Annotated in this window: 21 protein-coding genes; 13 read left to right on the forward strand and 8 right to left on the reverse strand. The window is 65.5% G+C overall.

Annotated features, from left to right (window positions below; all coding sequences use genetic code 11):
• The first annotated feature begins 34 nt into the window (after nt 1–34).
• The 3 genes from D0T21_RS14460 to D0T21_RS14470 all read left to right on the forward strand — a co-directional run bounded on the left by D0T21_RS14460 (nt 35) and on the right by D0T21_RS14470 (nt 2,038).
• A complete protein-coding gene (locus D0T21_RS14460) occupies nt 35–904 on the forward strand; it encodes a sensor domain-containing diguanylate cyclase (RefSeq protein ID WP_229211479.1) in 870 nt (289 codons plus the stop codon).
• A 99-nt stretch (nt 905–1,003) separates the two neighbouring features.
• Nucleotides 1,004–1,642 (forward strand): glutathione S-transferase family protein, encoded by a 639-nt coding sequence (locus D0T21_RS14465; RefSeq protein ID WP_116990311.1) that lies wholly within the window; start codon nt 1,004–1,006, stop codon nt 1,640–1,642.
• A 48-nt stretch (nt 1,643–1,690) separates the two neighbouring features.
• On the forward strand, nt 1,691–2,038 hold the full coding sequence (locus tag D0T21_RS14470) for a hypothetical protein (RefSeq protein WP_116990312.1): 348 nt from the start codon (nt 1,691–1,693) through the stop codon (nt 2,036–2,038).
• A 5-nt stretch (nt 2,039–2,043) separates the two neighbouring features.
• On the opposite strand, the gene D0T21_RS14475 is transcribed toward D0T21_RS14470, so the two are convergent.
• From D0T21_RS14475 to imuA, 3 genes are read right to left on the reverse strand one after another with little or no spacing between them, the layout of a single operon-like run.
• Nucleotides 2,044–2,799: a S9 family peptidase gene (locus tag D0T21_RS14475; protein WP_116990313.1), complete on the reverse strand. Its 756-nt coding sequence runs from the start codon at nt 2,797–2,799 to the stop codon at nt 2,044–2,046.
• A 31-nt stretch (nt 2,800–2,830) separates the two neighbouring features.
• The gene (locus D0T21_RS14480; RefSeq protein WP_116990314.1) at nt 2,831–4,309 is read right to left on the reverse strand and encodes a DNA polymerase Y family protein; all 1,479 of its coding nucleotides are present in this window, start codon (nt 4,307–4,309) and stop codon (nt 2,831–2,833) included.
• Nucleotides 4,239–4,958, reverse strand: a complete 720-nt coding sequence (gene imuA / locus D0T21_RS14485) for a translesion DNA synthesis-associated protein ImuA (protein WP_116990315.1) — start codon at nt 4,956–4,958, stop codon at nt 4,239–4,241. Before imuA ends, D0T21_RS14480 begins: the two co-directional genes overlap by 71 nt.
• A gap of 133 nt (nt 4,959–5,091) precedes the next feature.
• Between imuA and D0T21_RS14490 the strand changes: the two genes are divergently transcribed.
• A complete protein-coding gene (locus D0T21_RS14490) occupies nt 5,092–6,345 on the forward strand; it encodes a putative Na+/H+ antiporter (RefSeq protein ID WP_116990316.1) in 1,254 nt (417 codons plus the stop codon).
• Nucleotides 6,346–6,348: 3 nt separating this feature from the next.
• On the opposite strand, the gene D0T21_RS14495 is transcribed toward D0T21_RS14490, so the two are convergent.
• Nucleotides 6,349–7,497, reverse strand: coding sequence for a PHB depolymerase family esterase (locus D0T21_RS14495; protein WP_199538470.1), 1,149 nt, complete (start codon nt 7,495–7,497; stop codon nt 6,349–6,351).
• Between the two features lie 89 nt (nt 7,498–7,586).
• Complete coding sequence (hrpA, locus tag D0T21_RS14500; protein ID WP_116990317.1) at nt 7,587–11,939, reverse strand: ATP-dependent RNA helicase HrpA; 4,353 nt, start codon at nt 11,937–11,939, stop codon at nt 7,587–7,589.
• Nucleotides 11,940–11,994: 55 nt separating this feature from the next.
• Here hrpA and argA point away from each other — a divergent pair, with 55 nt between their 5' ends.
• Together argA and D0T21_RS14510 are read left to right on the forward strand one after the other, a co-directional pair.
• Nucleotides 11,995–13,305: an amino-acid N-acetyltransferase gene (argA, locus tag D0T21_RS14505; RefSeq protein WP_116990318.1), complete on the forward strand. Its 1,311-nt coding sequence runs from the start codon at nt 11,995–11,997 to the stop codon at nt 13,303–13,305.
• A 34-nt stretch (nt 13,306–13,339) separates the two neighbouring features.
• A complete protein-coding gene (locus tag D0T21_RS14510) occupies nt 13,340–13,612 on the forward strand; it encodes an oxidative damage protection protein (RefSeq protein ID WP_116990319.1) in 273 nt (90 codons plus the stop codon).
• 44 nt (nt 13,613–13,656) lie between these two features.
• On the opposite strand, the gene D0T21_RS14515 is transcribed toward D0T21_RS14510, so the two are convergent.
• Together D0T21_RS14515 and rpiA are read right to left on the reverse strand one after the other, a co-directional pair.
• Nucleotides 13,657–14,037, reverse strand: a complete 381-nt coding sequence (locus D0T21_RS14515; RefSeq protein ID WP_229211480.1) for a hypothetical protein — start codon at nt 14,035–14,037, stop codon at nt 13,657–13,659.
• Nucleotides 14,037–14,714, reverse strand: a complete 678-nt coding sequence (rpiA, locus tag D0T21_RS14520) for a ribose-5-phosphate isomerase RpiA (RefSeq protein ID WP_116990320.1) — start codon at nt 14,712–14,714, stop codon at nt 14,037–14,039. Before rpiA ends, D0T21_RS14515 begins: the two co-directional genes overlap by 1 nt.
• Before the next feature lie 228 nt (nt 14,715–14,942).
• Here rpiA and D0T21_RS14525 point away from each other — a divergent pair, with 228 nt between their 5' ends.
• From D0T21_RS14525 to D0T21_RS14550, 6 genes are all read left to right on the forward strand, one after another.
• On the forward strand, nt 14,943–15,314 hold the full coding sequence (locus tag D0T21_RS14525) for a response regulator (RefSeq protein WP_116990321.1): 372 nt from the start codon (nt 14,943–14,945) through the stop codon (nt 15,312–15,314).
• 2 nt (nt 15,315–15,316) lie between these two features.
• A complete protein-coding gene (locus D0T21_RS14530; RefSeq protein ID WP_116990322.1) occupies nt 15,317–15,943 on the forward strand; it encodes a chemotaxis protein CheC in 627 nt (208 codons plus the stop codon).
• Nucleotides 15,940–16,914, forward strand: coding sequence for a sensor domain-containing diguanylate cyclase (locus D0T21_RS14535; protein WP_116990323.1), 975 nt, complete (start codon nt 15,940–15,942; stop codon nt 16,912–16,914). Before D0T21_RS14530 ends, D0T21_RS14535 begins: the two co-directional genes overlap by 4 nt.
• 74 nt (nt 16,915–16,988) lie before the next feature.
• The gene (locus D0T21_RS14540; protein WP_116990324.1) at nt 16,989–17,396 is read left to right on the forward strand and encodes a DoxX family protein; all 408 of its coding nucleotides are present in this window, start codon (nt 16,989–16,991) and stop codon (nt 17,394–17,396) included.
• A gap of 63 nt (nt 17,397–17,459) precedes the next feature.
• The gene (locus D0T21_RS14545; RefSeq protein ID WP_116990325.1) at nt 17,460–17,888 is read left to right on the forward strand and encodes a DUF6265 family protein; all 429 of its coding nucleotides are present in this window, start codon (nt 17,460–17,462) and stop codon (nt 17,886–17,888) included.
• Nucleotides 17,885–18,313 carry a VOC family protein gene (locus D0T21_RS14550; protein ID WP_116990326.1) on the forward strand — a complete coding sequence of 143 codons (429 nt, stop codon included), beginning with the start codon at nt 17,885–17,887 and terminating at the stop codon, nt 18,311–18,313. The genes D0T21_RS14545 and D0T21_RS14550 overlap by 4 nt, the downstream gene beginning before the upstream one ends.
• An 8-nt stretch (nt 18,314–18,321) precedes the next feature.
• Here D0T21_RS14550 and D0T21_RS14555 read toward each other — a convergent pair whose 3' ends face one another.
• Nucleotides 18,322–19,170: an AraC family transcriptional regulator gene (locus D0T21_RS14555; protein ID WP_116990327.1), complete on the reverse strand. Its 849-nt coding sequence runs from the start codon at nt 19,168–19,170 to the stop codon at nt 18,322–18,324.
• Between the two features lie 91 nt (nt 19,171–19,261).
• Here D0T21_RS14555 and D0T21_RS14560 point away from each other — a divergent pair, with 91 nt between their 5' ends.
• A complete protein-coding gene (locus D0T21_RS14560) occupies nt 19,262–20,698 on the forward strand; it encodes a cytochrome P450 (RefSeq protein WP_116990328.1) in 1,437 nt (478 codons plus the stop codon).
• Nucleotides 20,699–20,720 lie beyond the last annotated feature (22 nt).

Raw genomic sequence — 20,720 nt, forward strand, 5'->3', positions numbered from 1 at the left:
GCCTCCACCGCGCACCGAGCTAGACGAGCTGCGTGTGTCTGACCGCATTTTCCACGCCCTGCTCGACAATGCGCCGGTCCTGATCTCCACTAAGGATTTGCAAGGCACCGTCACGATGGCCAACCGCCATTTCGACATCCTCGACGGCTACAATCCTGCCACCTTCGTCGGTTCCAATGTCTTCGAACTGTTTCCGCGCGAGATAGCCGAACAGCTGTGGCGCAACGACCGCACGGCCGCGCTGGAACGGCGCCCCATCCAGGAAGAAGAATCGGTCTACCACCGCGACAAGACGCTGCACACCTACATGACGGTGAAGTTCCCGCTGTTCGATAACGACGGCCAGGTCTACGCCACCTGCGCCGTCTCCACCGACATCACGGAAGCCAAATCCGCGCAGGCCGACAGCGTGACCGACGAGCTGACCGGGCTGAAGAACCGGCGTTACTTCAACATCCGCTTCAACGAAGAACAAAAGCGCGCCCACCGCGACCAGCGTCTGCTGACTCTGCTGCTGATCGACGTCGACCGCTTCAAGGAATACAACGACAGCTACGGCCATCCGCAAGGCGACCAGGTGCTGAAGGCGGTGGCCGACGCCATGCGCCAGGCGCTGAGCCGTCCGGGCGACCTGAGCTTCCGCATCGGCGGCGACGAGTTCGCCTGCCTGTTCGCCAGCAACAGCGCCGACGAGAGCCAGGCGCTGGCCGAGCAGATCCGCGCCGACCTGGAGGCGCGCCTGATCCCGCACCAGGGCAACCAGCCATGCGGCCACGTGACGCTGTCGCTGGGGCTGGCCTTCATCGCGCCGGACGCGAAGCTGACCCAGGAAGACATCTACCAACAGGCCGACCAGGCCTTGTACCGGGCCAAGCACAAGGGGCGCAATACCGTCTCGCGCTAGCCATTGTTCAGGATATCGAAACACCGTAGTCAGCTTTTGCCGCTTTATCTCGCTCCTTGAAAGGCCTACAGTGCAGGCACTTTACACACAAGGAACGCGATGATTACGCTGCACACCTGGACCACCCCGAACGGCCGCAAGATTTCCATCATGCTGGAAGAGCTCGGCATCCCCTATGACATCAAGGCCGTCAACATCACTCAGGGCGAACAGCTGAAGCCCGAATTCCTGGCGATTTCCCCCAACAACAAGATCCCCGCCATCGTCGACACCGACGCCGGCGGCCAGACCGTCAGCGTGTTTGAAAGCGGCGCCATCCTGACCTATCTGGCGGAGAAAACCGGCAAGCTGCTGCCGGCCGCCGGCGCGGCGCGCTACAAGGTGCTGGAATGGCTGAACTGGCAGATCGGCGGCCTCGGCCCGATCCTGGGCCAGGTCGGCTTCTTCGAGGTGTTTTCGAAAGAGAAATCGGCGCTGGCCAGCCAGCGCTTCATCGACGAAGCGGACCGCCTGCTGGGCGTGATGGACCGTCAGCTGGCCCAGCACACCTACCTGGCCGGCGAAGACTACAGCATCGCCGACATCGCCAGCTATCCGTGGACCTTTGGCCTGACCCTGATGCTGAAGCCTGCGCTGGGCGACAAGCTGGCCAGCAAACCCCACCTGCAACGCTGGATGGCGCTGATGGCCGAGCGCCCTGCGGTACAGCGCGGCATGGCCCTGCCAAAGCTGGGTTAGCACGGGCGTAGCCTTGGCGTTTTGCTGTTTTGGTGTATGCTAATCGCTATGAACAAAGACACCGACATCCAACTCAGCGGCCCCTTCAAGGCCTCCGACGGCTCCGGCCGTGCCCACGACGCCAAGGCGATCCGTATCTTCGACGAAGGTTACGGCGCGATCGACGTGTATGTGGACTTTTCTGCTTCGATCAGCGGCCTGCACAAGGACAAATCGCTGATCGACGCCGTGGTAGCGCAACTGCGCACCGTCGGCTACAAGGGCCCGGCCCTGACCGCCGGCGATTCCGTGCTGCAGGAAAGCAAACTGCTGGTGCTGGAAGCGCCGGACGAATTCAACACCTTCGCCGCCGGCAAAGGCTGGAAAGACCTCGCCGAAGAATTCGACGACGAGTAATCGACTCACATGTAGCGGTCGCTCCAGGCCGCGATCAGGTTCGCCACGTAGACGGCATCGTCGCGCTCGGTCAGCAGGTGGTCCGCGCTGTCGAGCGAGATGAAGCTCTTCGGATGCTTGGCGGCGGTAAAAATCTCCATCGCATTGCTGATGCCGACCGTGTCGTCGCCCGGCGCGTGCATCACCAGCAAGGCCCGCTTCAGGCCCGCGATCTTCACCTTCAAATTGTGCCCGCCCGCATCCTCGACAAATTGTTGCTTGATGCGGAAAGGCCTGCCCGCCAATTGCACCTGCGCCTCGCCCTCGCTGGCGATCTGGTCGAGATGCTGGCTGAACAAGCCGGTCACGCGCACCGGATCGCTGGGCGCGGCCAACGTCACCACCGCCTTCGCCTCCGGCACCTGCCCGGCCACCGCCAGCACCGCCGCGCCGCCCAGGCTGTGGCCGATCAGCAGGCTGGGCGCCTTATGGCTGGCGCGCAGGTAGGCGGCGGCCGCCAGCAAGTCCGCCAGGTTGGATGAGAAATTGGTGTTGGCGAATTCGCCCTCGCTGGCGCCCAGGCCGGTGAAGTCGAAGCGCAGCACGGCGAAGCCATGCTCGGTCAGCGCCTGCGCGATGCGGCTGGCGGCAAACACGTCCTTGCCGCAGGTGAAGCAATGGGCAAACAAGGCGTAAGCCCGGATGTCGCCGTCCGGCACATCCAGCCGGGCTGCCAGCTTCTGGCCGTCGGCGCCGAGGAATTCCTGTCGTTGTGATCGCATGCGCTGTCCCGTTGATAATGCCAGACGCTATTTAACCAAACAAACCGTGCAGATACCAGCGCGCCGACTGCTCCCCCTCGTGGCCGGTGCGCTCGCGGTACAGCCAGTAGTGGGCGAAGTCCTCGCCTTCGGCCATGAAATAGTCGCGGGTTTGCATGGCGCCCCACCAGCCGGCCTCGATCCGCTCGCCGGTGGACATGATCTTCAGCGGCGAGCCGTAGAACGGCCGGTGGTCGCGCATCAGCAAGGGGATCGGCTTGGCCAGCAACCAGGCCGGACGCGGCAGGCCGGGCATGTCCGGCGGCAGCTGGGCGCGGGCGTCGGCGGGACGGATTTTTTCCTGCACGCTGACCCAGGCGTTGGCCTGCTCGGGGCGGTAGTCGGCACGCGGCGCCGCTTGCAGCACGTTGTCCGGTCCCAGCCGCGCGGTCAGCAGTTCCAGCAGGCGCTGCCAGTCCTCCTTGCTGCCGCCCGGTTCGGGGAACAGCGTATCGCTCGGCGGCGCCATCGCCTGCACCTGCGGCGCTTCCAGGCACAGGCCGATCACCGGCGCATCCAGCGCCTGCTTGGCGAGCCGTTCCTTGAGCAGGCGCACCAGATGCTCGTCGCGCCAGGTCGGCTCGGCCAGCACGATGTCGATCACCGTCGGCGGACCGGCCACCTTGCCGCGCTCATGCTCCAGCAGCAGCCGGATGCGCTCGACCGCGAACTGGCGCGCGCTGAGCCAGCCGGTCAGCTGCTGCAACAAGCGGCGTGCGCCGAACAGCAATGCCTCGGCGTTCTCCACGCGGTCGAACAATTCCAGCTTGGCGCGGAAGCTGGCCGGCGCTTCCAGCCAGCGATGCATCTCGGCCCGTTCGCCGTAGGCATCGTCCAGCATGTCCAGCAAGGCCCGTCCGCAGCGGCGCTGCAAGCCGGGACGCGGTAGGCGGCGCATCTCGCCCAGCGTCAAGCACCCTATGCCTTCCAACCAGCTCAGGTAGGGCCGAGCCGGAGGCAGCAGGCTGCTGGGCAAGCGGTCCATGCGCCGCACTAACGCGTCCATCGTCAAGGCCCGTCCGGCATTGCTGCGGGCCAGCAGCCAGGCGCCGCGCGCGGTGGGCGCGCAGCTGAGCGTGGCCGTAAAACCGAGTGTCTCCATGCTGGCCGCCACCTGCCGGCACAGTGCGCGGATGCCGCCGAACAGGCGCAGGCTGGCGCCGACGTCGAGCAGCAGCGTGGCTTCCTCCGCCTGCGCCAGCTGCGGCGTAAATTGCAGCAGCGCCAACGCCACCGCCTGTTGCGCATCCACCTCCCGCTGCGGTGCGCGCTGCTGGAACTGCGACTGCGGCGCCAGCATCAGCGCGCCGCCGCGCCGCATGCCCACGTCGATGCCGGCCTGCCGCGCCAGTGCCGACATGGCCACTACCCGTTCCTGCTCCAGCACCACCGTGCAGCCGTCATCCGACCAGCGCGGGCAGAATACTTCGAGCGGGAGCCGTGGCAGGTGTAGTCCGATCCAGAGGCGCATGGCGTTGTAAGAGCGATGGGGTTAATGGCAAAAATAATGGGGTGTCGCGCTGCGGTCCTCGTCGTTTGACAAAGCCGATGTTGATGCCGCCCGGCGCCGTGTGCAGCGACAGCCGCAGCGGCGCCGGCGAGGCATCCTGCGCGGCCGCCAAGGGCCGCAACATGCAGAACAGCGTGTCGCCGCTTTGCGCCGCCAGATGCAGGCGGCGCAGCGTTTCGCCGCGCGCATGGTTTTGCCACAGCAGCAGCGCGCCGCAACAGCCGCTGCGCAGCACTTGCTCCGCGGCCCACAAGGCGTCGCCGCTCTTGGCGCCGCTGCGTATCCAGATCAGCTGCGACGGCTCCAGTCCCAAGGCCGCCAGCGCCAACGCCTGCGGCGCATGCGGCGGTTGCAGCAGCACGATGGGCCGCTTGCCCAGACCCAGCAAGGCCGGCCGCAGCAGGCGCAGCTCGCCGATGCCGTGCTGCTGCACCAGCAGATCGGTCAGCACGCCCAGCGGCCAGCCGCCGCCCGGCAACTGCGCCGACAAAGCGGCAAAGCCGGTGTCGACGCAGCGGGTGGCGCTGTGCGCCAGTTGCGACGCCAGCCATAACGATGGATGGACGGTTTCGGGAGCAAGGGCAGCGGAATGGGTGGCGGATCGGCTCATGATGTGAATCGGATTCTACCGCAAATACTGTATAAATACACAGTACTATTTGTTGGCGTTTTTGGCAAGGCCAATCTGTATCGTGCGCCTCATGCTGTACCATGTAGTTCAGGCAACTCAACAAGGACATCCTTTGCAAACCATCCAACTGGTCGGCGCCATCCTGTTCGGACTGGCGCTGCTGCACACCTTCGCAGCCAAATCCTTCGAGGTGCTGTCGCACCGCCACCCGCGCCATGCGGGCCTGCTGCATCTGCTGGGCGAAGTGGAAGTGGTGTTTGGCTTCTGGGCCTTTATCCTGATAATCGCGATGGCAGTGCTGAGCGGGGGCGACGCCGCCATTCAATACGCCGAATCGCGCCAGTACACCGAGCCGCTGTTCGTGTTCACCGTGATGGTGGTGGCGGCCTCGCGGCCGGTGCTGGACATCATGCAGCGCATGCTGCTGGTGCTGGCCAAACTGCTGCCGATGCGCGCCGAACTGGCGTTGGTGTGGTTCGGCCTGGCGCTGGTGCCGCTGACCGGTTCGCTGATCACCGAGCCGGCCGCGATGACCTTGGCCGCGCTGATGCTGGCGCCGCTCGTGTTCCGCGATGGTATGCCGGAGTGGCTGAAGTATGGCGCGCTGGGCGTCCTGTTCGTCAACGTCTCGATCGGCGGCACGCTGACTGCCTACGCCGCGCCGCCGGTGTTGATGGTGGCCAGCACCTGGCAATGGGACAGCGCTTTCATGGCCACGCATTTCGGCTGGAAGGCTGCCATCGCGGTGCTGATCAACGCGACCGTGATCACTTTCGTGCTGCGCAAGCATTTGCGCGCGCCGGCCGCGCCGTCGGCTGAAGTCCAGGCCGCACCGGCCGTGCCGTTGACGGTTACCGCGATCCACCTGGTCTTCCTGGCGGCGGTGGTGGTGCTGGGTCATCACCCGGTGCTATTCCTCGGCATCTTCATGCTGTTCCTGGGATTCACGCAGGCTTACCAGCGCTACCAGAATCCGCTGATCATCAAGGAAGGCTTGCTGGTCGGCTTCTTCCTGGCCGGGCTGGTGGTGTTGGGCGGCATGCAGCAATGGTGGCTGCAGCCCATCGTCGAGAGCTTGCCGCCGGTGGCGCTGTTCTTCAGTGCGCTTGGCCTGACGGCGATTACCGACAACGCCGCGCTGACCTATCTCGGTTCGCTGATCCAGGGGATTTCGGCGCAGTCGCAATACATGCTGGTTGCCGGCGCGGTGGCCGGCGGCGGCCTGACGGTGATCGCCAACGCGCCGAATCCGGCCGGCGTATCGCTGCTGCGGCGCGGCTTCCAGGATGAATCGATAGGCGCTATCGGCCTGCTGGCCGGCGCGCTGGCGCCGACGGCCGTGGCTGCGCTGGCGTTTCTGCTGTAACGCCTACACGCGCTGGTGGCGTGAGAAAAATTCCAGCATCATCTTGCTGGCGTCCGGTCCGGCCTTGGCGTTGAAGGCCAGGGCCGGATCGCCGCCGCTCCAGGCGTGCTCCAGGTCGGCGATCTGGGCGACGCGCAGCAGCAGTTTTCTTCCTTCGTAAAAATCGTGCAGCTGGTGGGCATTGTGGCGACCGCCGCGCCCTTGCGGCTTGTGGGTGATCTTCGGCTCCGTCGACAGTCGGTTCAACAGCCTGCTTTGGCGCGCCAGCTGGAGCTGGTTGATCGGGCGGACTATCTTGTCGCCCTCCCCCTGGATCAGGATCGCAGGCATGCCGGGGAATTGTGGGTGGCGCATCATCACCTCGTGCGCGGCGGCTTCGGACCGCGTGGCGGCGCCGTGCTGCATCACGCCCAGCGCGCCGATGGTGTTGTGGCCAGCGCCGAACACCGGGCCTGAATGCAGCCCGACGGCGGCGAACAACTGCGGATGATTCAGCGCGACGATGTTGGCCATGCCAGCGCCGGCCGAAATGCCGGCGATGTAGATGCGCGAACGGTCGATGGCGTATTGCGTCATCACCTTGTTGATCATGCCGACGATGACGGGGACGTCGCCACCGCCCTCCTGCGTGGCGCGGTCGTACCACTTCCAGCAGCGCTGCGCCTGGACGCTGACCAGTTGCTGAGGATAGAGGACGGCGTAGCCCATCTGCTCGGCCCACTGGTTCATGCGCGTGCCTTGCGCGAATTGGGTCGCGGTCTGGTGGCAGCCGTGCAGCATCACCAGTAGTGGCAAGCCTTTGCGCTGCGTGTCTTCGGGCGGATTGTTTGGCAGGTAGAGCCAGTAGCTCATGCGGCGCGCCGGCCTGCCGACGCCTGGCGGTGCGCTGAAGTGTGAGGCCAGCCATTTGCCCGGCGATGGCGGCACGTGCGTGGCGGTGGATGGAACGGTGCGGACTGTGGTGCGAGGCGCGGCAGACGTCGTGGCGCGCGCACGGGGCGCAGCCGGTTTGGCGGCCGGCTTGCGTTTTCGTTTAGGCTTGGCGGCTGCGGGGACGGCGAACAGCGCCGTCACGATCTTGCTGACGGAACGGCTTTGCCGCTTCCCCGTGCGGACCAAAGTGCGCAACAAACTGCTGGCGGCTTTCTTCATCGCAATGATCTCCTGTTGCGATAAAGTCTACCCCGAAAGCCGCTCCAACCTGCGTACGCCAGCGCTCATAGCAGCCGATTGGCAGCCGATCAGCGCTGCATCGACTCCCATACTTTCAACAGCCGCTTGGCCGATACCGGCATCGGCGTGCGCAGCTCCTGCGCGAACAGCGATACGCGCAACTCCTCCAGCATCCAGCGGAATTCCACCATCTTCGGATCGGTGTTCTTGCCGGCCGATTTGTCCTTGTTGGCGCGCTGGTACAACGTGGCCGCCTGCTGCCATTCGGCCATCAGCTTGGCGTCGCGCGCGGGGTCGCCACGCAGCTTTTCGATGCGCACGTTCATCGCCTTCAGATAGCGCGGGAAGTGCGACAGCTGGCTGTACTCGTTCTCCGACAGGAAGCGCTTGTTGACCAATCCCTGCAACTGCGACTGCATGTCGGCCGCCGCCTGCGCGGGCAAGCCTTGCAAGCGCTTCGGCAACCCATGGAACTCGGTCAGCACCTGCGACAGCAGACGCGCGATCTCATTCACCAGCAGCACCAGGCGCGATTTACCCTCATCCTTGCGCTTGGCGAAACTGGCCGCATCCAGCGGCAACGGATCCTGCAGGCAGGCGATGTCCAAAGCCTTGTTGATGATCTGCTCGCGCAGCTCCTCTTGCGTGCCCATGCTCATGAACTGCATGCCCATCTGCTGCAAGCCGGGGATGCCTTTTTCGATGAACTTGATCTGGTCCTTCATCTGCAAGGAGAACAGGCGGCGCAGGCCGATGCGGTGCGTGCGCGCGGCCACGGTCGGATCGTCGAACACTTCCAGGTCGCAGTGCGTGCCTTTGTCCACCAGCGCCGGGAAGCCGATCAGCGTCAGCTTGCCCTGCGCGATTTCCAGCAGCTCCGGCAACTCGCCGAAGGTCCATGAGGTCAGGCCGGTCAGCGTGATGCCGCTGGCGGCCGTCGGCGCGGCGCCGGCGGCTGCCGGAGCCCCCTTGCCTTGCGCCGCCGGTGCGCCAGCTTTCGCCGACGTCGCAGGCGATGCAGAAGACGACGCCGTACTGCCACTGCTGCTCAGCGCGCGCATGCTGACGCCCTGGCCGCCCGACGACTCGGCCATCTTCTGGAAGCTCTCGCGCGCCTGCGTGCCGAATTCCGCTTGCAGCGTGGCCAGGTTGCGGCCCATCTCCAGCTGGCGTCCGTGCTCGTCGATCACCTTGAAGTTCATGAAGTGGTGGGCCGCCAGCGTTTCCGGCTTGAAGTCGCTGGTCAACACCGAGATCGTGATCTGCTTGCGGATATCGGCGATGATCGCGTCGATCAAATCGCCACGACCGAACACACCCGCTTCATGCACACGCTCGCAGAACTTGGCGGCGTAATCCGGCAGCGGCACGCAATGGCGACGCAGCTTTTGCGGCAGGGACTTGAGCAGCAGGTGCACCTTCTCCTTCAGCATGCCCGGCACCAGCCACTCGCAGCGCTCGCGCGGCAGCTGGTTCAAGGCAAACAGCGGCACCGCCATGGTCACGCCATCGCGCACGCTGCCTGGTTCGAAGTGGTAGGTCAGCTGCATCTCCAGCCCCGTCACCGACATCATCTTCGGGAACAGGTCGGTGGTCACGCCTGCCGCTTCGTGGCGCATCAACTCATCGCGGTTCAGGTACAGCAGCTTCGGCTCGGCGGCCGTCGCATCCTTGTGCCACTTCTCGAAGCCGGCGCCGTTGACCACATCGGCCGGTATCAGCTTGTCGTAGAAGGCGGCGATCAGTTCATCGTCCACCAGCACGTCGAGACGGCGCGACTTATGCTCAAGGTTCTCAATCTCCTTGATAAGCTTGTGGTTGTGCGCGAAGAACGGCGCCCGCGTTTCGTAGTCGCCGCCGACCAGAGCATCGCGAATGAAGATCTCGCGCGCCTCGGTCGGATTGAACAAACCGTAGTTGATGCGGCGCTGGCTGTACACCACCAGCCCGTACAGGGTGGCCCGTTCGGACGCGCTGACCTGCGCCGATTTCTTCTCCCAGCGCGGTTCGCCCCAGGATTTTTTCAGCAGGTGGCCGCCAACCTTCTCCAGCCACTCCGGCTGGATCTGCGCCACGCAGCGCGCGTACAGGCGCGTGGTGTCGACCAGTTCGGCCGCCATGATCCACTTGCCAGGCTTCTTCAGCAGCGAGGAGCCCGGCCAGATATTGAACTTGATGCCACGCGCGCCCAGGTAGCCGGCGCCCGGCTCGTCCTCGCCCTTGAAGCCGATGTTACCCAGCAGGCCAGTCAGCAGCGCCAGGTGCAGGTTCTCGTAGGTGGCCGGGGTTTCGTTGATGCGCCAGCCCTGCTCCTTGACGATGGTCAGCAGTTGCGAGTGCACGTCGCGCCACTCGCGCAGGCGCAGCTGCGACAGGAAGTTGGTGCGGCAGTTGTCCATCAGCTGGCGATTGGTCTTCTTGTGCTCAATCGCGTTTTCGAACCACTTCCAGATCTTGATATAGCTGAGGAATTCGGACTTCTCGTCGGCGAACTTCTTGTGCGCCTCGTCGGCGGCCTGCTGGTGCTCCATCGGCCGGTCGCGCGGATCCTGCACCGACAGCGCGGAGGCGATGATCAGCACTTCGTTCAGGCAGACGTTGTCCAGCGCGGCCAGGATCATGCGGCCTACGCGAGGATCCAGCGGCAGCTTGGAGAGCTTGTTACCCAGTGGCGTCAGCTGGTTGTATTCGTCGACCGCGCCCAGTTCCTGCAGCAGCTGATAGCCGTCGGCGATGGCGCGCGCCAGCGGCGGTTCGATGAACGGGAAGGTCTCCACGTCCGTCAGGTGCAGGGACTTCATGCGCAGGATGACCGAGGCCAGCGACGAACGCAGGATTTCCGGTTCGGTGAACTTCGGCCGTTGCAGGTAGTCCTGCTCTTCGTACAGGCGGATGCAAACACCGTCGGCCACGCGGCCGCAACGGCCGGCACGCTGGTTGGCCGCCGATTGCGCGATCGGTTCGATCTGCAGCTGCTCGACTTTGTTGCGGTAGCTGTAGCGCTTCACGCGCGCCAGGCCGGCGTCGACTACGTAGCGGATGCCTGGAACCGTCAGCGAGGTTTCGGCGACGTTGGTGGCCAATACAATGCGGCGGGCGTTGGTCAGCTTGAACACGCGCTCCTGCTCTTCAGCCGACAGGCGGGCGAACAGCGGCAGGATTTCCACGTGCGGCGGATGGTGCTTGCGCAGGGCTTCGGCGGCGTCGCGGATTTCCCGTTCACCGGGCAGGAACACCAGCACGTCGCCGGAGCCGAGGCGCGACAGTTCGTCGACGCCGTCGATCACGGCGTCCATCAGGTCGCGCTTTTCGCGGGCGGCGGCGGTGCGCTGGCCTTTGCCTTCGGCGTTGGCCACGGCCGGATTGACGATATCGCTTTCGATCGGGCGGTAACGCACTTCCACCTTGTACAGGCGGCCGGAGACTTCGATCACCGGCGCCGGTTTCTCCGGCGTGCCGAAGTGGCGCGAGAAGCGGTCGGCATCGATGGTCGCGGAGGTGATGATCACCTTCAGGTCCGGGCGGCGCGGCAGCAGCTGCTTCAGGTAGCCAAGCAGGAAATCGATGTTCAGGCTGCGCTCGTGCGCTTCATCGATGATGATGGTGTCGTAGTTGCGCAGCAGCGGGTCGGTTTGCGTTTCGGCCAGCAGGATACCGTCGGTCATCAGCTTGACGGAGGCGCCCTTGGTCAGCGTGTCGGCGAAGCGGACTTTGAAGCCTACCGTTTCGCCCAACGGCGTGCCCAGCTCCTGCGCGATGCGCTTGGCGGTGGACGAGGCGGCGATACGGCGCGGCTGCGTGTGGCCGATCAGGCCTTTCTGGCCGCGGCCCAGTTCCAGGCAGATCTTCGGCAGCTGCGTGGTCTTGCCGGAGCCGGTTTCGCCGGAGACGATGATGACCTGGCTGTTTTGCAGCGCTTCGGCGATTTCGTGGCGGCGGCCGGAGACCGGCAGGTCTTCAGGGTAGGTAATCGGCGGCAGCGGGTTGCGGAACGCGCGTTCGGCATCGCGCGCAGCCTGTTCTTCAGGCGTCAGGCGAGGCCGTGGCTCACGACGAGGCGGCGCAATCAGTCCGCCCTCGCCGTCCGGCAGCGGCGCACGGGCCGGGCGCGCGGCGCGCGGTTGCTGGCCGCCTTCCGGGCGCGGACCACGGCCTGGCTGCGCCGGCGCACCATCAGCGCGCGGTGGACGCTGCTGCGGCCGCTGCTGGCCACCTTGCGAGCCGCCTTCCGGGCGCGGGCCGCGCGGCTGCTGCTGGCCGGCCGGACGCGGTTCGCCGCTGCGCGGGCGCGCCTCCCCTTGCGGGCGTGGCTGGCCCTGCCCTGGCCGGGCGTTGGGCGCTTGCGGAGTGCGGGAGGGGGCGTTCTGCGTGCTGGCGGGCGTGCTGGACGCGCCTTTAGACTTGTTGCTGGCTTCTGACATTGTTTTTTACAAAGGTTTTGGCGCGGAAGTCGCGCACCGAATTATAATGCGGCTAATGGAAAACCCTACCCAATTCGTCCAATGGCTGCGCTCAGTCGCGCCGTACATCCACGCCTTCCGTGGCAAGACCTTCGTGGTCGCCTTCCCTGGTGAACTCGTCAGCGCCGGCGCGCTGCAAGTGCTGGCGCACGATTTGTCGCTGCTGCACGCGCTGGACATCAACGTCACCGTGGTCTACGGCTCACGCCCGCAAGTGGCCGAGCAGCTGGCCCTGCGTAACGTCGAGGGCCGCTTCCACAACGGCCTGCGCATCACCGACATCGCCGCCATGGAGTGCGCCAAGGAGGCCGCCGGCGAGCTGCGCCTCGATATCGAGGCCGCCTTCAGCCAGGGTTTGCCCAACACGCCGATGTCGCACGCGGCCATCCGTATCATTTCCGGCAACTTCATCACCGCCCGTCCGCTGGGCGTGATCGACGGCGTCGACCTCGAGCTGACCGGCATCACCCGCAAGGTCGATGCCGAGACCATCCACTCCATCCTCGGCTCGGACGGCCTGGTGCTGCTGTCGCCGCTGGGCTTCTCGCCGACCGGCGAGGCCTTCAACCTGACCATGGAAGACGTGGCGTGCAGCACCGCCATCGCCCTGCACGCCGACAAGCTGATCTTCATCACCGAAACCCCGATGATGACCGACGCCGGCGGCACCGAAATCCGCGAACTGTCCTCGCACCAGGCCGAAGCCGTGCTGCAGGCGGGCTTCCTGCCGGATGCCACCGCCTTCTACCTGAAGCACTGCGTCAAGGCCTGCGACAACGGCGTCGAGCGCTCGCACATCGTGCCGTTCGAGATGGACGGCTCGGCCCTGCTGGAGCTGTTCACCCACGATGGCGTGGGCACCATGATCTCGCACGAGAACCTGGAATCGCTGCGCCAGGCCACCATCGAGGACGTCGGCGGCATCATCAAGCTGATCGAACCGCTAGAGGCGGACGGCACGCTGGTCAAGCGCGGCCGCGAGCTGATCGAGCGCGAGATCGATTATTTCTCCGTCATCGACCACGATGGCGTGATCTTCGGCTGCGCCGCGCTGTACCCGTTCCCGGAACAGAAGATGGCGGAAATGGCTTGCCTGACCGTCAACCCGGAAGTCCAGGCCCAGGGCGACGGCGAGCGCATCCTCAAGCACATGGAAAACCGCGCGCGCGCCATCGGTGTGCAAAAGCTGTTCGTGCTGACCACCCGCACCTCGCACTGGTTCCAGAAGCGCGGCTTCGTGCCGTCCACCGTGGACGCCCTGCCGAAGGACCGCCAGCGCATGTATAACTGGCAGCGCAAATCCCAGGTTTTGATTAAGACCTTATAATCTCGTTTTACCTACCGCTTTAGGAGCAACACAGATGGCCCGCACCGTTCAATGCATCAAACTCAACAAGGAAGCCGAGGGCTTGGACTTTCCACCATATCCGGGTGAACTGGGTAAGAAGATCTATGAATCGGTTTCCAAGGAAGCCTGGGCGGCCTGGCTGAAGCACCAGACCATGCTGGTCAACGAAAACCGCCTGAACCTGGCCGATCAGCGCGCCCGCAAATACCTGGCGACGCAGATGGAGAAACACTTCTTCGGCGACGGCGCCGACGCCGCCATGGGCTACGTGCCGCCGGCCGAGTAAGTTGGCTGGAACCGCCGGCGGCGCCTGCTGCCGGCGTGTAATTCTTACATCGCTTTACACTGCTTCAGTTCGCATTTCGCCATGAAAACTTTACCGTTTTCGCAAGTCATGCGATACACCTCGACCGGTCCCGGTTCGCTCACCAAACCCGCACCCCAGCCGCCCGTGCAGCCCTGCTGCTTGGCCAGGCTTTCCACCGTCGCCGACGAGACGCCGGCGCGGAACGGTACTTTCTGGATTTCGACGCCGTCCACATAGCCCAGCGGCGTGCCGTCGTCGGCCGTGGTGCGCGGCGCCGGCTTGCGCGGCGCAGGTTGCTCGTCGCGCGACTTGCCAAACGACGGCATCCCCGAGCAGCCGCTCAGCACCGAAGCGCCCAACAGCGCGCCCGCCCACACCAGCAGGACCAGCGGACGGCGGCTCATCAGAATTTCAGCGTCTTGACGCCGTCCGCCATGCCCAGCAGGCAGACGTTGGCGCCGCGCGCGGCGAACAGGCCGACCGCGATCACGCCGACGATCTGGTTGATCTGCTGCTCCAGCGCCACCGGATCGGCGATCGCCAGGCCGGCCACGTCGATGATCATGCCGCCGTTGTCGGTGATGAAGGCTTCCTCGGTGCCCGGCTTCAGGCGCAGCTTGGGCGTGCCGCCCAGCTTGGCCAGCGCGCGGGTGACCGAGGCGCGCGCCATCGGCAGCACTTCCACCGGCAGCGGGAACTTGCCCATCACCTCGACCAGCTTGGAACCGTCGGCGATGCAGACGAACTGTTTCGACACCGAGGCGACGATCTTCTCGCGCGTCAGCGCCGCGCCGCCGCCCTTGATCATCGCACCGGCATTGGTGATCTCGTCGGCGCCGTCGATGTAGACGGCGATTTCCGGCACGTCGTTGAGGTCGAACACCTCGATGCCGTGGCCGCGCAGGCGCGCCGCGGTCGCTTCGGACGAGGCCACCGCGCCCTTGATGCGGTGCTTGATCTTGGCCAGCTCATCGATGAAGAAGTTGGCGGTCGAGCCGGTGCCGACGCCGATGATCTCGTTTTCCACCACGTATTCGATGGCGGCGCGGGCTACGGCTTGTTTCAGTTCGTCTTGGGTCATGATGTTTCTATAAGAGAGAGAGGGGAATTCAATTCCGCTATTTTAACGGATCGCCCCTGTCCGCCACCGTTTTCGGCCAAAAATTGCGCCTAGACAACACCAATCCGGCGCCGGTGTCGCAGACTGGCACAAGCGCTGCGGCGACGCAACGATGGTTGCCAGCGACGGGGCGGGATATGCGAGAATGGTCGTCACGCAGGTCCTAAAAACGATCGCCGGGGATGAGACATGACGCCTACCAAAACAGTCTTGATAGTCGATGACAGCCGCGTCTCGCGCCTGATGGCGCGCCAGTACATCACCGGCCTGCATGCCGACTGGATCGTCGAGGAAGCCGGCACCGGCGAGGAGTCGCTGCTCAAGGCGCGCGCCACGCCGCCGGACCTGATCCTGATGGACGTCAACATGCCCGGCATGGGCGGCATCGCCGCCGCCGAGCTGCTGCGGCAGGAATTCCCCGCCGTGCCGATCTCGCTGCTGACGGCCAATGTGCAATCGGCCACGCGCGACCGCGCCACCCAGCTCGGCATCGGCTTCATGGAAAAACCGATCACCGAGGCGCGCATCGCGCAGCTGCTGTCCACGCTGGAAGCGGTCTGATCATGTTCTCCCTGTCCGAACTGGAAAACGACGCGCTGATCGAGATCTTCAACATCGGCGTCGGCCAGGCGGCCGCCTCGATGAGCGCCATCGTCAACGAAGCGGTGCGCATGTCGGTGCCGTCGGTGAGCTTCATCAACCGCACCGAGGCCGCCCGCCTGCTCAACGGCAAGTCGCCCGAGGCCGAGAGCATCTGCGGCGTCAGCCAGCACTACGAGGGCGCGTTCGCGACCGAGGCCATCCTCATGTTCCCCGAGGATAAAAGCCTGGAGATCGTGCGCCTGATGGTGGGCGAATCGGTGCCGCTGAAGGAGCTGACCGAGATGGAGCAGGAGGCCATGTGCGAGATCGGCAACATCATCCTCAACTCCTGCGTCGGCACCTTGGCCAACATCTTCCAGCACGAGCTGCACGGCTCGCTGCCGCAATACCACATCGGCACCAGCGATGAAATCCTGGTCGCCTCCGGCAGCCTGCCCGACACCGTGGTGCTAATGCTGCACATCGACTTCCTGCTGGAGAAGCACCAGATCCACGGCTACGTCGCCTTCGTGCTGGACGTCTCGGCGCTGCACGACCTGAAGGAGCAGATCAACCTCTACATCGCCCGCGCCATGGGCCAGGCATGATGAGTCCGTTGACCGAAGCCCACCGCCTGCATCTGCTGCACAGCGTGCTGTGCACGGTGAACCTGGGCGCCATCGTGCTCGACAACGAACGCCGCATCGTGCTGTGGAATTCCTGGATGATCAAGTATTCCGGCCTGGGGCACGAGAAGGTGCTCGGCGCCGATTTCTTCACCGTCTGCCCCGGCTTGCGCGGCGGCCGGGTCGAGGCGGCGATCCAGCAGGCGCTGTACAACAACTTCCCCTCGCTGCTGTCGCAAACGCTCAACAAGGCGCCGTTCGCGCTGTACGCCAGCCCGGTGGCGGCCGCCCGCAACGAGCGCATCCAGCAGGCGGTGGAGATCACGCCGATCGCGATCGAAGGCGCGCCGCGCCACTGCCTGATCCAGGTGAACGACGTCAGCATCGCGGTCGGCCGCGAGAAACTGCTGCGCGAGCAGGCCATGGTGCTGCGCTCGCAAACCTTCGCCGACGGCCTGACCGGCATCGCCAACCGCCGCCACTTCGACGTGGCGATCGAAAAGGAGCACCGGCGCGCCAAGCGCGGCGGCACGCCGCTGTCGCTGCTGATGATAGACATCGACCACTTCAAGGCCTACAACGACTACTACGGCCACCAGAAGGGCGACCAGTGCCTGATCCAGGTGGCGGCCGCGCTGGCGGCCATGCTCAAGCGCCCGTGCGACCTGATGGCGCGCTACGGCGGCGAGGAGTTCGCCATGATCCTGCCGGAGACCGACGTCGAGCAGGCCACCATGATGGCCGAGGCGATCCGCGCCCGCGCCCAGGAGCTGGCCATCCCGCACGAGCGCAACGGCAGCGAGACGCGGCAGGTCACGATCAGCATCGGCCTCGCCACCCGCAAGGTCGATGCGGCGGTGGAGATCGAAGCGCTGATCGGCGCCGCCGACCGCGCGCTCTACCTCGCCAAGCGCAACGGCCGCAACCGCACCGAAGTGTTGCTGCCGGCCTGATATGCCGCGCGGCGCGCCTGTGCTAGAGTGCCTCCGCAGCCATGCAAAAACAATAATATTTTCGGAGACCTACGATGAAAATCTTTGCACGCGCCAGCGCCGGCACCGACCTGCTGCGCCTGGTTTTATGCGCCATCCTGTTCACCCACGGCGCCTACCGCTTCTACGAGGGAAGCAGCCCCATCCTGGGCCAGATCCTCGAGGAGGAAGGTTTCCCGGCCGGCAGCGGCACCCTGCTGGCCTATGCGGTCAACCTGGTCGAGACACTGGGTTCGGCGCTGTTGGCGCTGGGCATATTTACCTTGCCGGTGTGCGCCGCGCTGACTATCATCTACACCACCGGCATCATCCTGTTCCACCGCCACAACGGCTTCTTCGTGGTCGGGCCGGGCACCGGCGGCTGGGAGTACAGCGCGCTGCTGATCACCTGCCTGCTGACCACCGCCTGGGAAGAGTTGAAGCAGAAAATCCCCGTACGATAAACGTCTACACCGAGGATCACCATGCGCAAAGTCACCGTTTTATTGGCAGCCTGTAGCGCAATCTTGTCCGTCCACGCGGCGCCGCTGGAGCAGCTGTCCTGGCTGAGCGGCTGCTGGGTCGACCCGGGCGGCGAGGCCGGGTCCGGCGAGCAGTGGACCACGCTGGCCGGCGGCTCCATGCTGGGCATGGGCCGCACCGTCAAGGGCGGCAAGCTGGTCACGTATGAATTCATGCGCATCGCCGACGGCGGCGACGGCAAGGCGGTGTTCCACGCGCAGCCGGCCGGCAAGCCGGCGGCCAGCTTCGGCGCCATCGCGCTGGGCGCCACCGAAGTGGTGTTTGAAAACCTGGAACACGATTTTCCGCAGCGCGTGATCTACCGCTACGAAGCGCCGGCGACGCTGCGCGCCAGCATCGAAGGCATGCGCAACGGCGCGCTCAAGCGCATCGAGTTCCCGCTGGTGCGCGGCGCCTGCGGAGGCACCCTATGACGCAGCTGGCGCCCAACCGTTCGATCCAGGACGTGATGGTGATCCCGGTGCTGCACTACCAGGATGTGGCGGTGGCGGCGCAATGGCTGTGCGAGGCGTTCGGCTTCAGCGAGCGGCTGCGCATCGGCGACCACCGCATCCAGCTCGACATCGCCGGCGGCGGCGGCGCGGTGGTGGTGGCGCAGCGGCCCGCGCCGGCGCCGCCCTGCCCCCATCCCTGCCACTCGATCATGGTGCGCATCAGCGACATCGACCAGCACTACAAGCGCGCCATGGCCGCCAAGGCGCGCTCGCTCAGTCCGCCGACCGGCTATCCGTTCGGCGAGCGGCAGTATTCGGTGGCCGATCCGGGCGGGCATGTGTGGACCTTCACGCAGACCATCGCCGACGTCGATCCGGCCGCCTGGGGCGGCACGCTACTTTAACCCCGGGGTCAGGTCCAGATGCGGTAGATCCAGTAGCTTTCGTCTTCGGACTTCATGATGCGCGCCAGTTCGTGCGGACTGTGGCCGGTGATCTCGCGCGCCTCGCGGCAGAGGTGGGCCTGGTCGGAATAGCCGCCGCGCGCGGCCACGTCGGACCACACCACCCGCCCCGCCAGGAACTCGTCGCGGGCGTCGAAGAAGGATTGCTCGGCGCGCTGTAGGCGCAGCAGCTTGCGCATCGGCTGGCCGGCGCGCGCCTTGATGTGGCGCTCGATGCTGCGCACGCCGCGACCGAGCGCGGTATCGGCCACCTGCCACGCCAGGTGGCGCACCCAGTCGCTCGCCGTCGCAGCGGGGCCGCCGGGACGCGCAGCCTGCCAGCGCGGGGCCAGGAACGCTTCCAGCACCGCCAGCCGCGCCGCATCGTCGGCCGCGGCCAGCAACGCCTCGGACATCGCGCCCCACTCAGGCCCCAGCACCTGCCCGACATCATCCCAGCGATTGACCCAGGCCGGCACGTCGATGCCGCTCAGCGCATGCATGGCCTGCGGATAAAACATCACCATCAGTATCCGCACCGGCCCCGGATTGTAGGTCGCCATCGGCCGCGTCTGCGGGCCGACGAACACGGCGCGCACTTCGGTCTTCGGTATCCCGGGCGGCTGCACCACCTCGGCCTCGCCCTCGATGAACCAGGTGATCGAGCAATGCGGCGTGGCCGGGAAGTGATTGAAGCGATCCGCCGGATCCGTCAGCGGCTGCTCCACCGTGCTGCGCGTGATGTAGGCGCGCACGCAGGAGGCCAGCGCGAAAGGCGGCACGATCAAACGCGTCAGGGAAGGTTCGGTGTTGGACATTTGTAAAGTTTATACCAAAGCTGTCGCAAACGTTCAATACGCGCCGGCGGCGGCACGGCATAGTGAGGCATCGTCACTCAAGGAAGCCGCCATGGAACACACGATCACCGCCCCAGCCGCCCACCAGCTGCGCACCATCGAAAGCCTGCCGGGGCCGCGCCCCTGGCCGCTGATGGGCAACCTGCCGAACATGAAGCTCGATAAGATCCACCGCAGCGTCGAGGAATGGAGCAAGCGCTACGGGTCCATGTTCAAGATCAACATCGGCCCGGTACCGATGGTGGTGCTGGCCGATCACGAGTTGGTCAACGCCGCGCTGCGCGACCGGCCGGACGGCTTCCGCCGCCCTTCCATCACGGCCGAGGTGTCTAACGAGATGGGTGGCCGCCCCGGCCTGTTCCTGGCCGAAGGGGCAGCCTGGCGCAACCAGCGCCGCATGGTGATGACCGCGCTGGCGCCGCATGCGGTGAAGGCCTACTTTCCTTCGCTGGTATCGGTCGGCCTGCGGCTGCAACGGCGCTGGCGCCAGGCCGCGCGCGATGGCAGCGCGATCGACCTGACCGAGGACCTGAAGCGCTTCAGCGTCGACGTCGTCGCCGGCCTGGCCTTCGGCAGCGACGTCAACACCATCGACGGCGGCGAGGACGTGATCCAGCGCCACATGGATGCGATCCTGCCGGAAGTGTCGCGCCGCTCGTTCGCGCTGTTCCCCTACTGGCGCTACGTCAAGCTGCCGCGCGACCGCAGGCTGGACGTATGCAGGAGGGAACTGGACAAGGCGGTCGACGAACTGATCGCCACCGCGCGCACGCGTCTGGCTGCCGAACCGCAGCGGCGCGAACGTCCCGCCAACTTGCTCGAAGCGATGATCTGCGCCGCCGACGAAGGCGACAGCGGCGTCGACGATGTCGCCGTGGCCGGCAACGTCACCACCCTGCTGCTGGCCGGCGAGGACACCACCAGCAACACGCTGGCGTGGATGCTGTACCTGCTGCAAAAGAACCCGGCCGCGCTGCGCAAGGCGCGCGAGGAAGTGCTGCGCATCGCGCCCGACACGGCCGCCTTCACCATCGAGCAAATGGATGCGCTGGACTACCTGGACGCCTGCGCCCAGGAGGCCATGCGTTTGAAACCGGTGGCGCCCTTCCTGCCGCTGGAAGCCTTGCGCGACAGCGTGATCGGCGACGTGCAGATTCCCAAGGGCGGCCTGGTATGGTGCGTGATGCGCCATGACAGCGTCAGCGAAAGCCACGTGCCGCAGGCCGACCAGTTTGATCCCGAGCGCTGGCTGAAAAAAGGCGACGGCGCGATGGACAAGCATGTGTCGATGCCGTTCGGCTCCGGCGTGCGCACTTGCCCTGGGCGATATCTGGCGCTGCTGGAAATCAAACTGGCCGGCTCTATGCTGCTCAGCAGCTTCGACATCGCTACGCTGGACACGGTGGACGGCAAGGAGCCGGACGAGCTGATGGCCTTTACGATGTCGCCGGTCGGCCTGCGCATGCAGCTGCGCGAGCGCATCGCGTAAGCACCATGCTGCACAAGATCCA

Origin of the sequence: Duganella sp. BJB476 (genome assembly GCF_003416895.1) — a bacterium.
Taxonomy (GTDB): Bacteria; Pseudomonadota; Gammaproteobacteria; order Burkholderiales; family Burkholderiaceae_D; genus Rugamonas.

Coding starts and splice junctions, on each gene's coding strand:
- D0T21_RS14465 (WP_116990311.1), top strand. CDS start 1,004: ATGATTACGCTGCACACCTGGACCACCCCGAACGGCCGCAAGATTTCC.
- D0T21_RS14470 (WP_116990312.1), top strand. CDS start 1,691: ATGAACAAAGACACCGACATCCAACTCAGCGGCCCCTTCAAGGCCTCC.
- D0T21_RS14475 (WP_116990313.1), bottom strand. CDS start 2,799: ATGCGATCACAACGACAGGAATTCCTCGGCGCCGACGGCCAGAAGCTG.
- D0T21_RS14480 (WP_116990314.1), bottom strand. CDS start 4,309: ATGCGCCTCTGGATCGGACTACACCTGCCACGGCTCCCGCTCGAAGTA.
- imuA (WP_116990315.1), bottom strand. CDS start 4,958: ATGAGCCGATCCGCCACCCATTCCGCTGCCCTTGCTCCCGAAACCGTC.
- D0T21_RS14495 (WP_199538470.1), bottom strand. CDS start 7,497: ATGAAGAAAGCCGCCAGCAGTTTGTTGCGCACTTTGGTCCGCACGGGG.
- hrpA (WP_116990317.1), bottom strand. CDS start 11,939: ATGTCAGAAGCCAGCAACAAGTCTAAAGGCGCGTCCAGCACGCCCGCC.
- argA (WP_116990318.1), top strand. CDS start 11,995: ATGGAAAACCCTACCCAATTCGTCCAATGGCTGCGCTCAGTCGCGCCG.
- D0T21_RS14510 (WP_116990319.1), top strand. CDS start 13,340: ATGGCCCGCACCGTTCAATGCATCAAACTCAACAAGGAAGCCGAGGGC.
- D0T21_RS14515 (WP_229211480.1), bottom strand. CDS start 14,037: ATGAGCCGCCGTCCGCTGGTCCTGCTGGTGTGGGCGGGCGCGCTGTTG.
- rpiA (WP_116990320.1), bottom strand. CDS start 14,714: ATGACCCAAGACGAACTGAAACAAGCCGTAGCCCGCGCCGCCATCGAA.
- D0T21_RS14525 (WP_116990321.1), top strand. CDS start 14,943: ATGACGCCTACCAAAACAGTCTTGATAGTCGATGACAGCCGCGTCTCG.
- D0T21_RS14530 (WP_116990322.1), top strand. CDS start 15,317: ATGTTCTCCCTGTCCGAACTGGAAAACGACGCGCTGATCGAGATCTTC.
- D0T21_RS14535 (WP_116990323.1), top strand. CDS start 15,940: ATGATGAGTCCGTTGACCGAAGCCCACCGCCTGCATCTGCTGCACAGC.
- D0T21_RS14540 (WP_116990324.1), top strand. CDS start 16,989: ATGAAAATCTTTGCACGCGCCAGCGCCGGCACCGACCTGCTGCGCCTG.
- D0T21_RS14550 (WP_116990326.1), top strand. CDS start 17,885: ATGACGCAGCTGGCGCCCAACCGTTCGATCCAGGACGTGATGGTGATC.
- D0T21_RS14555 (WP_116990327.1), bottom strand. CDS start 19,170: ATGTCCAACACCGAACCTTCCCTGACGCGTTTGATCGTGCCGCCTTTC.
- D0T21_RS14560 (WP_116990328.1), top strand. CDS start 19,262: ATGGAACACACGATCACCGCCCCAGCCGCCCACCAGCTGCGCACCATC.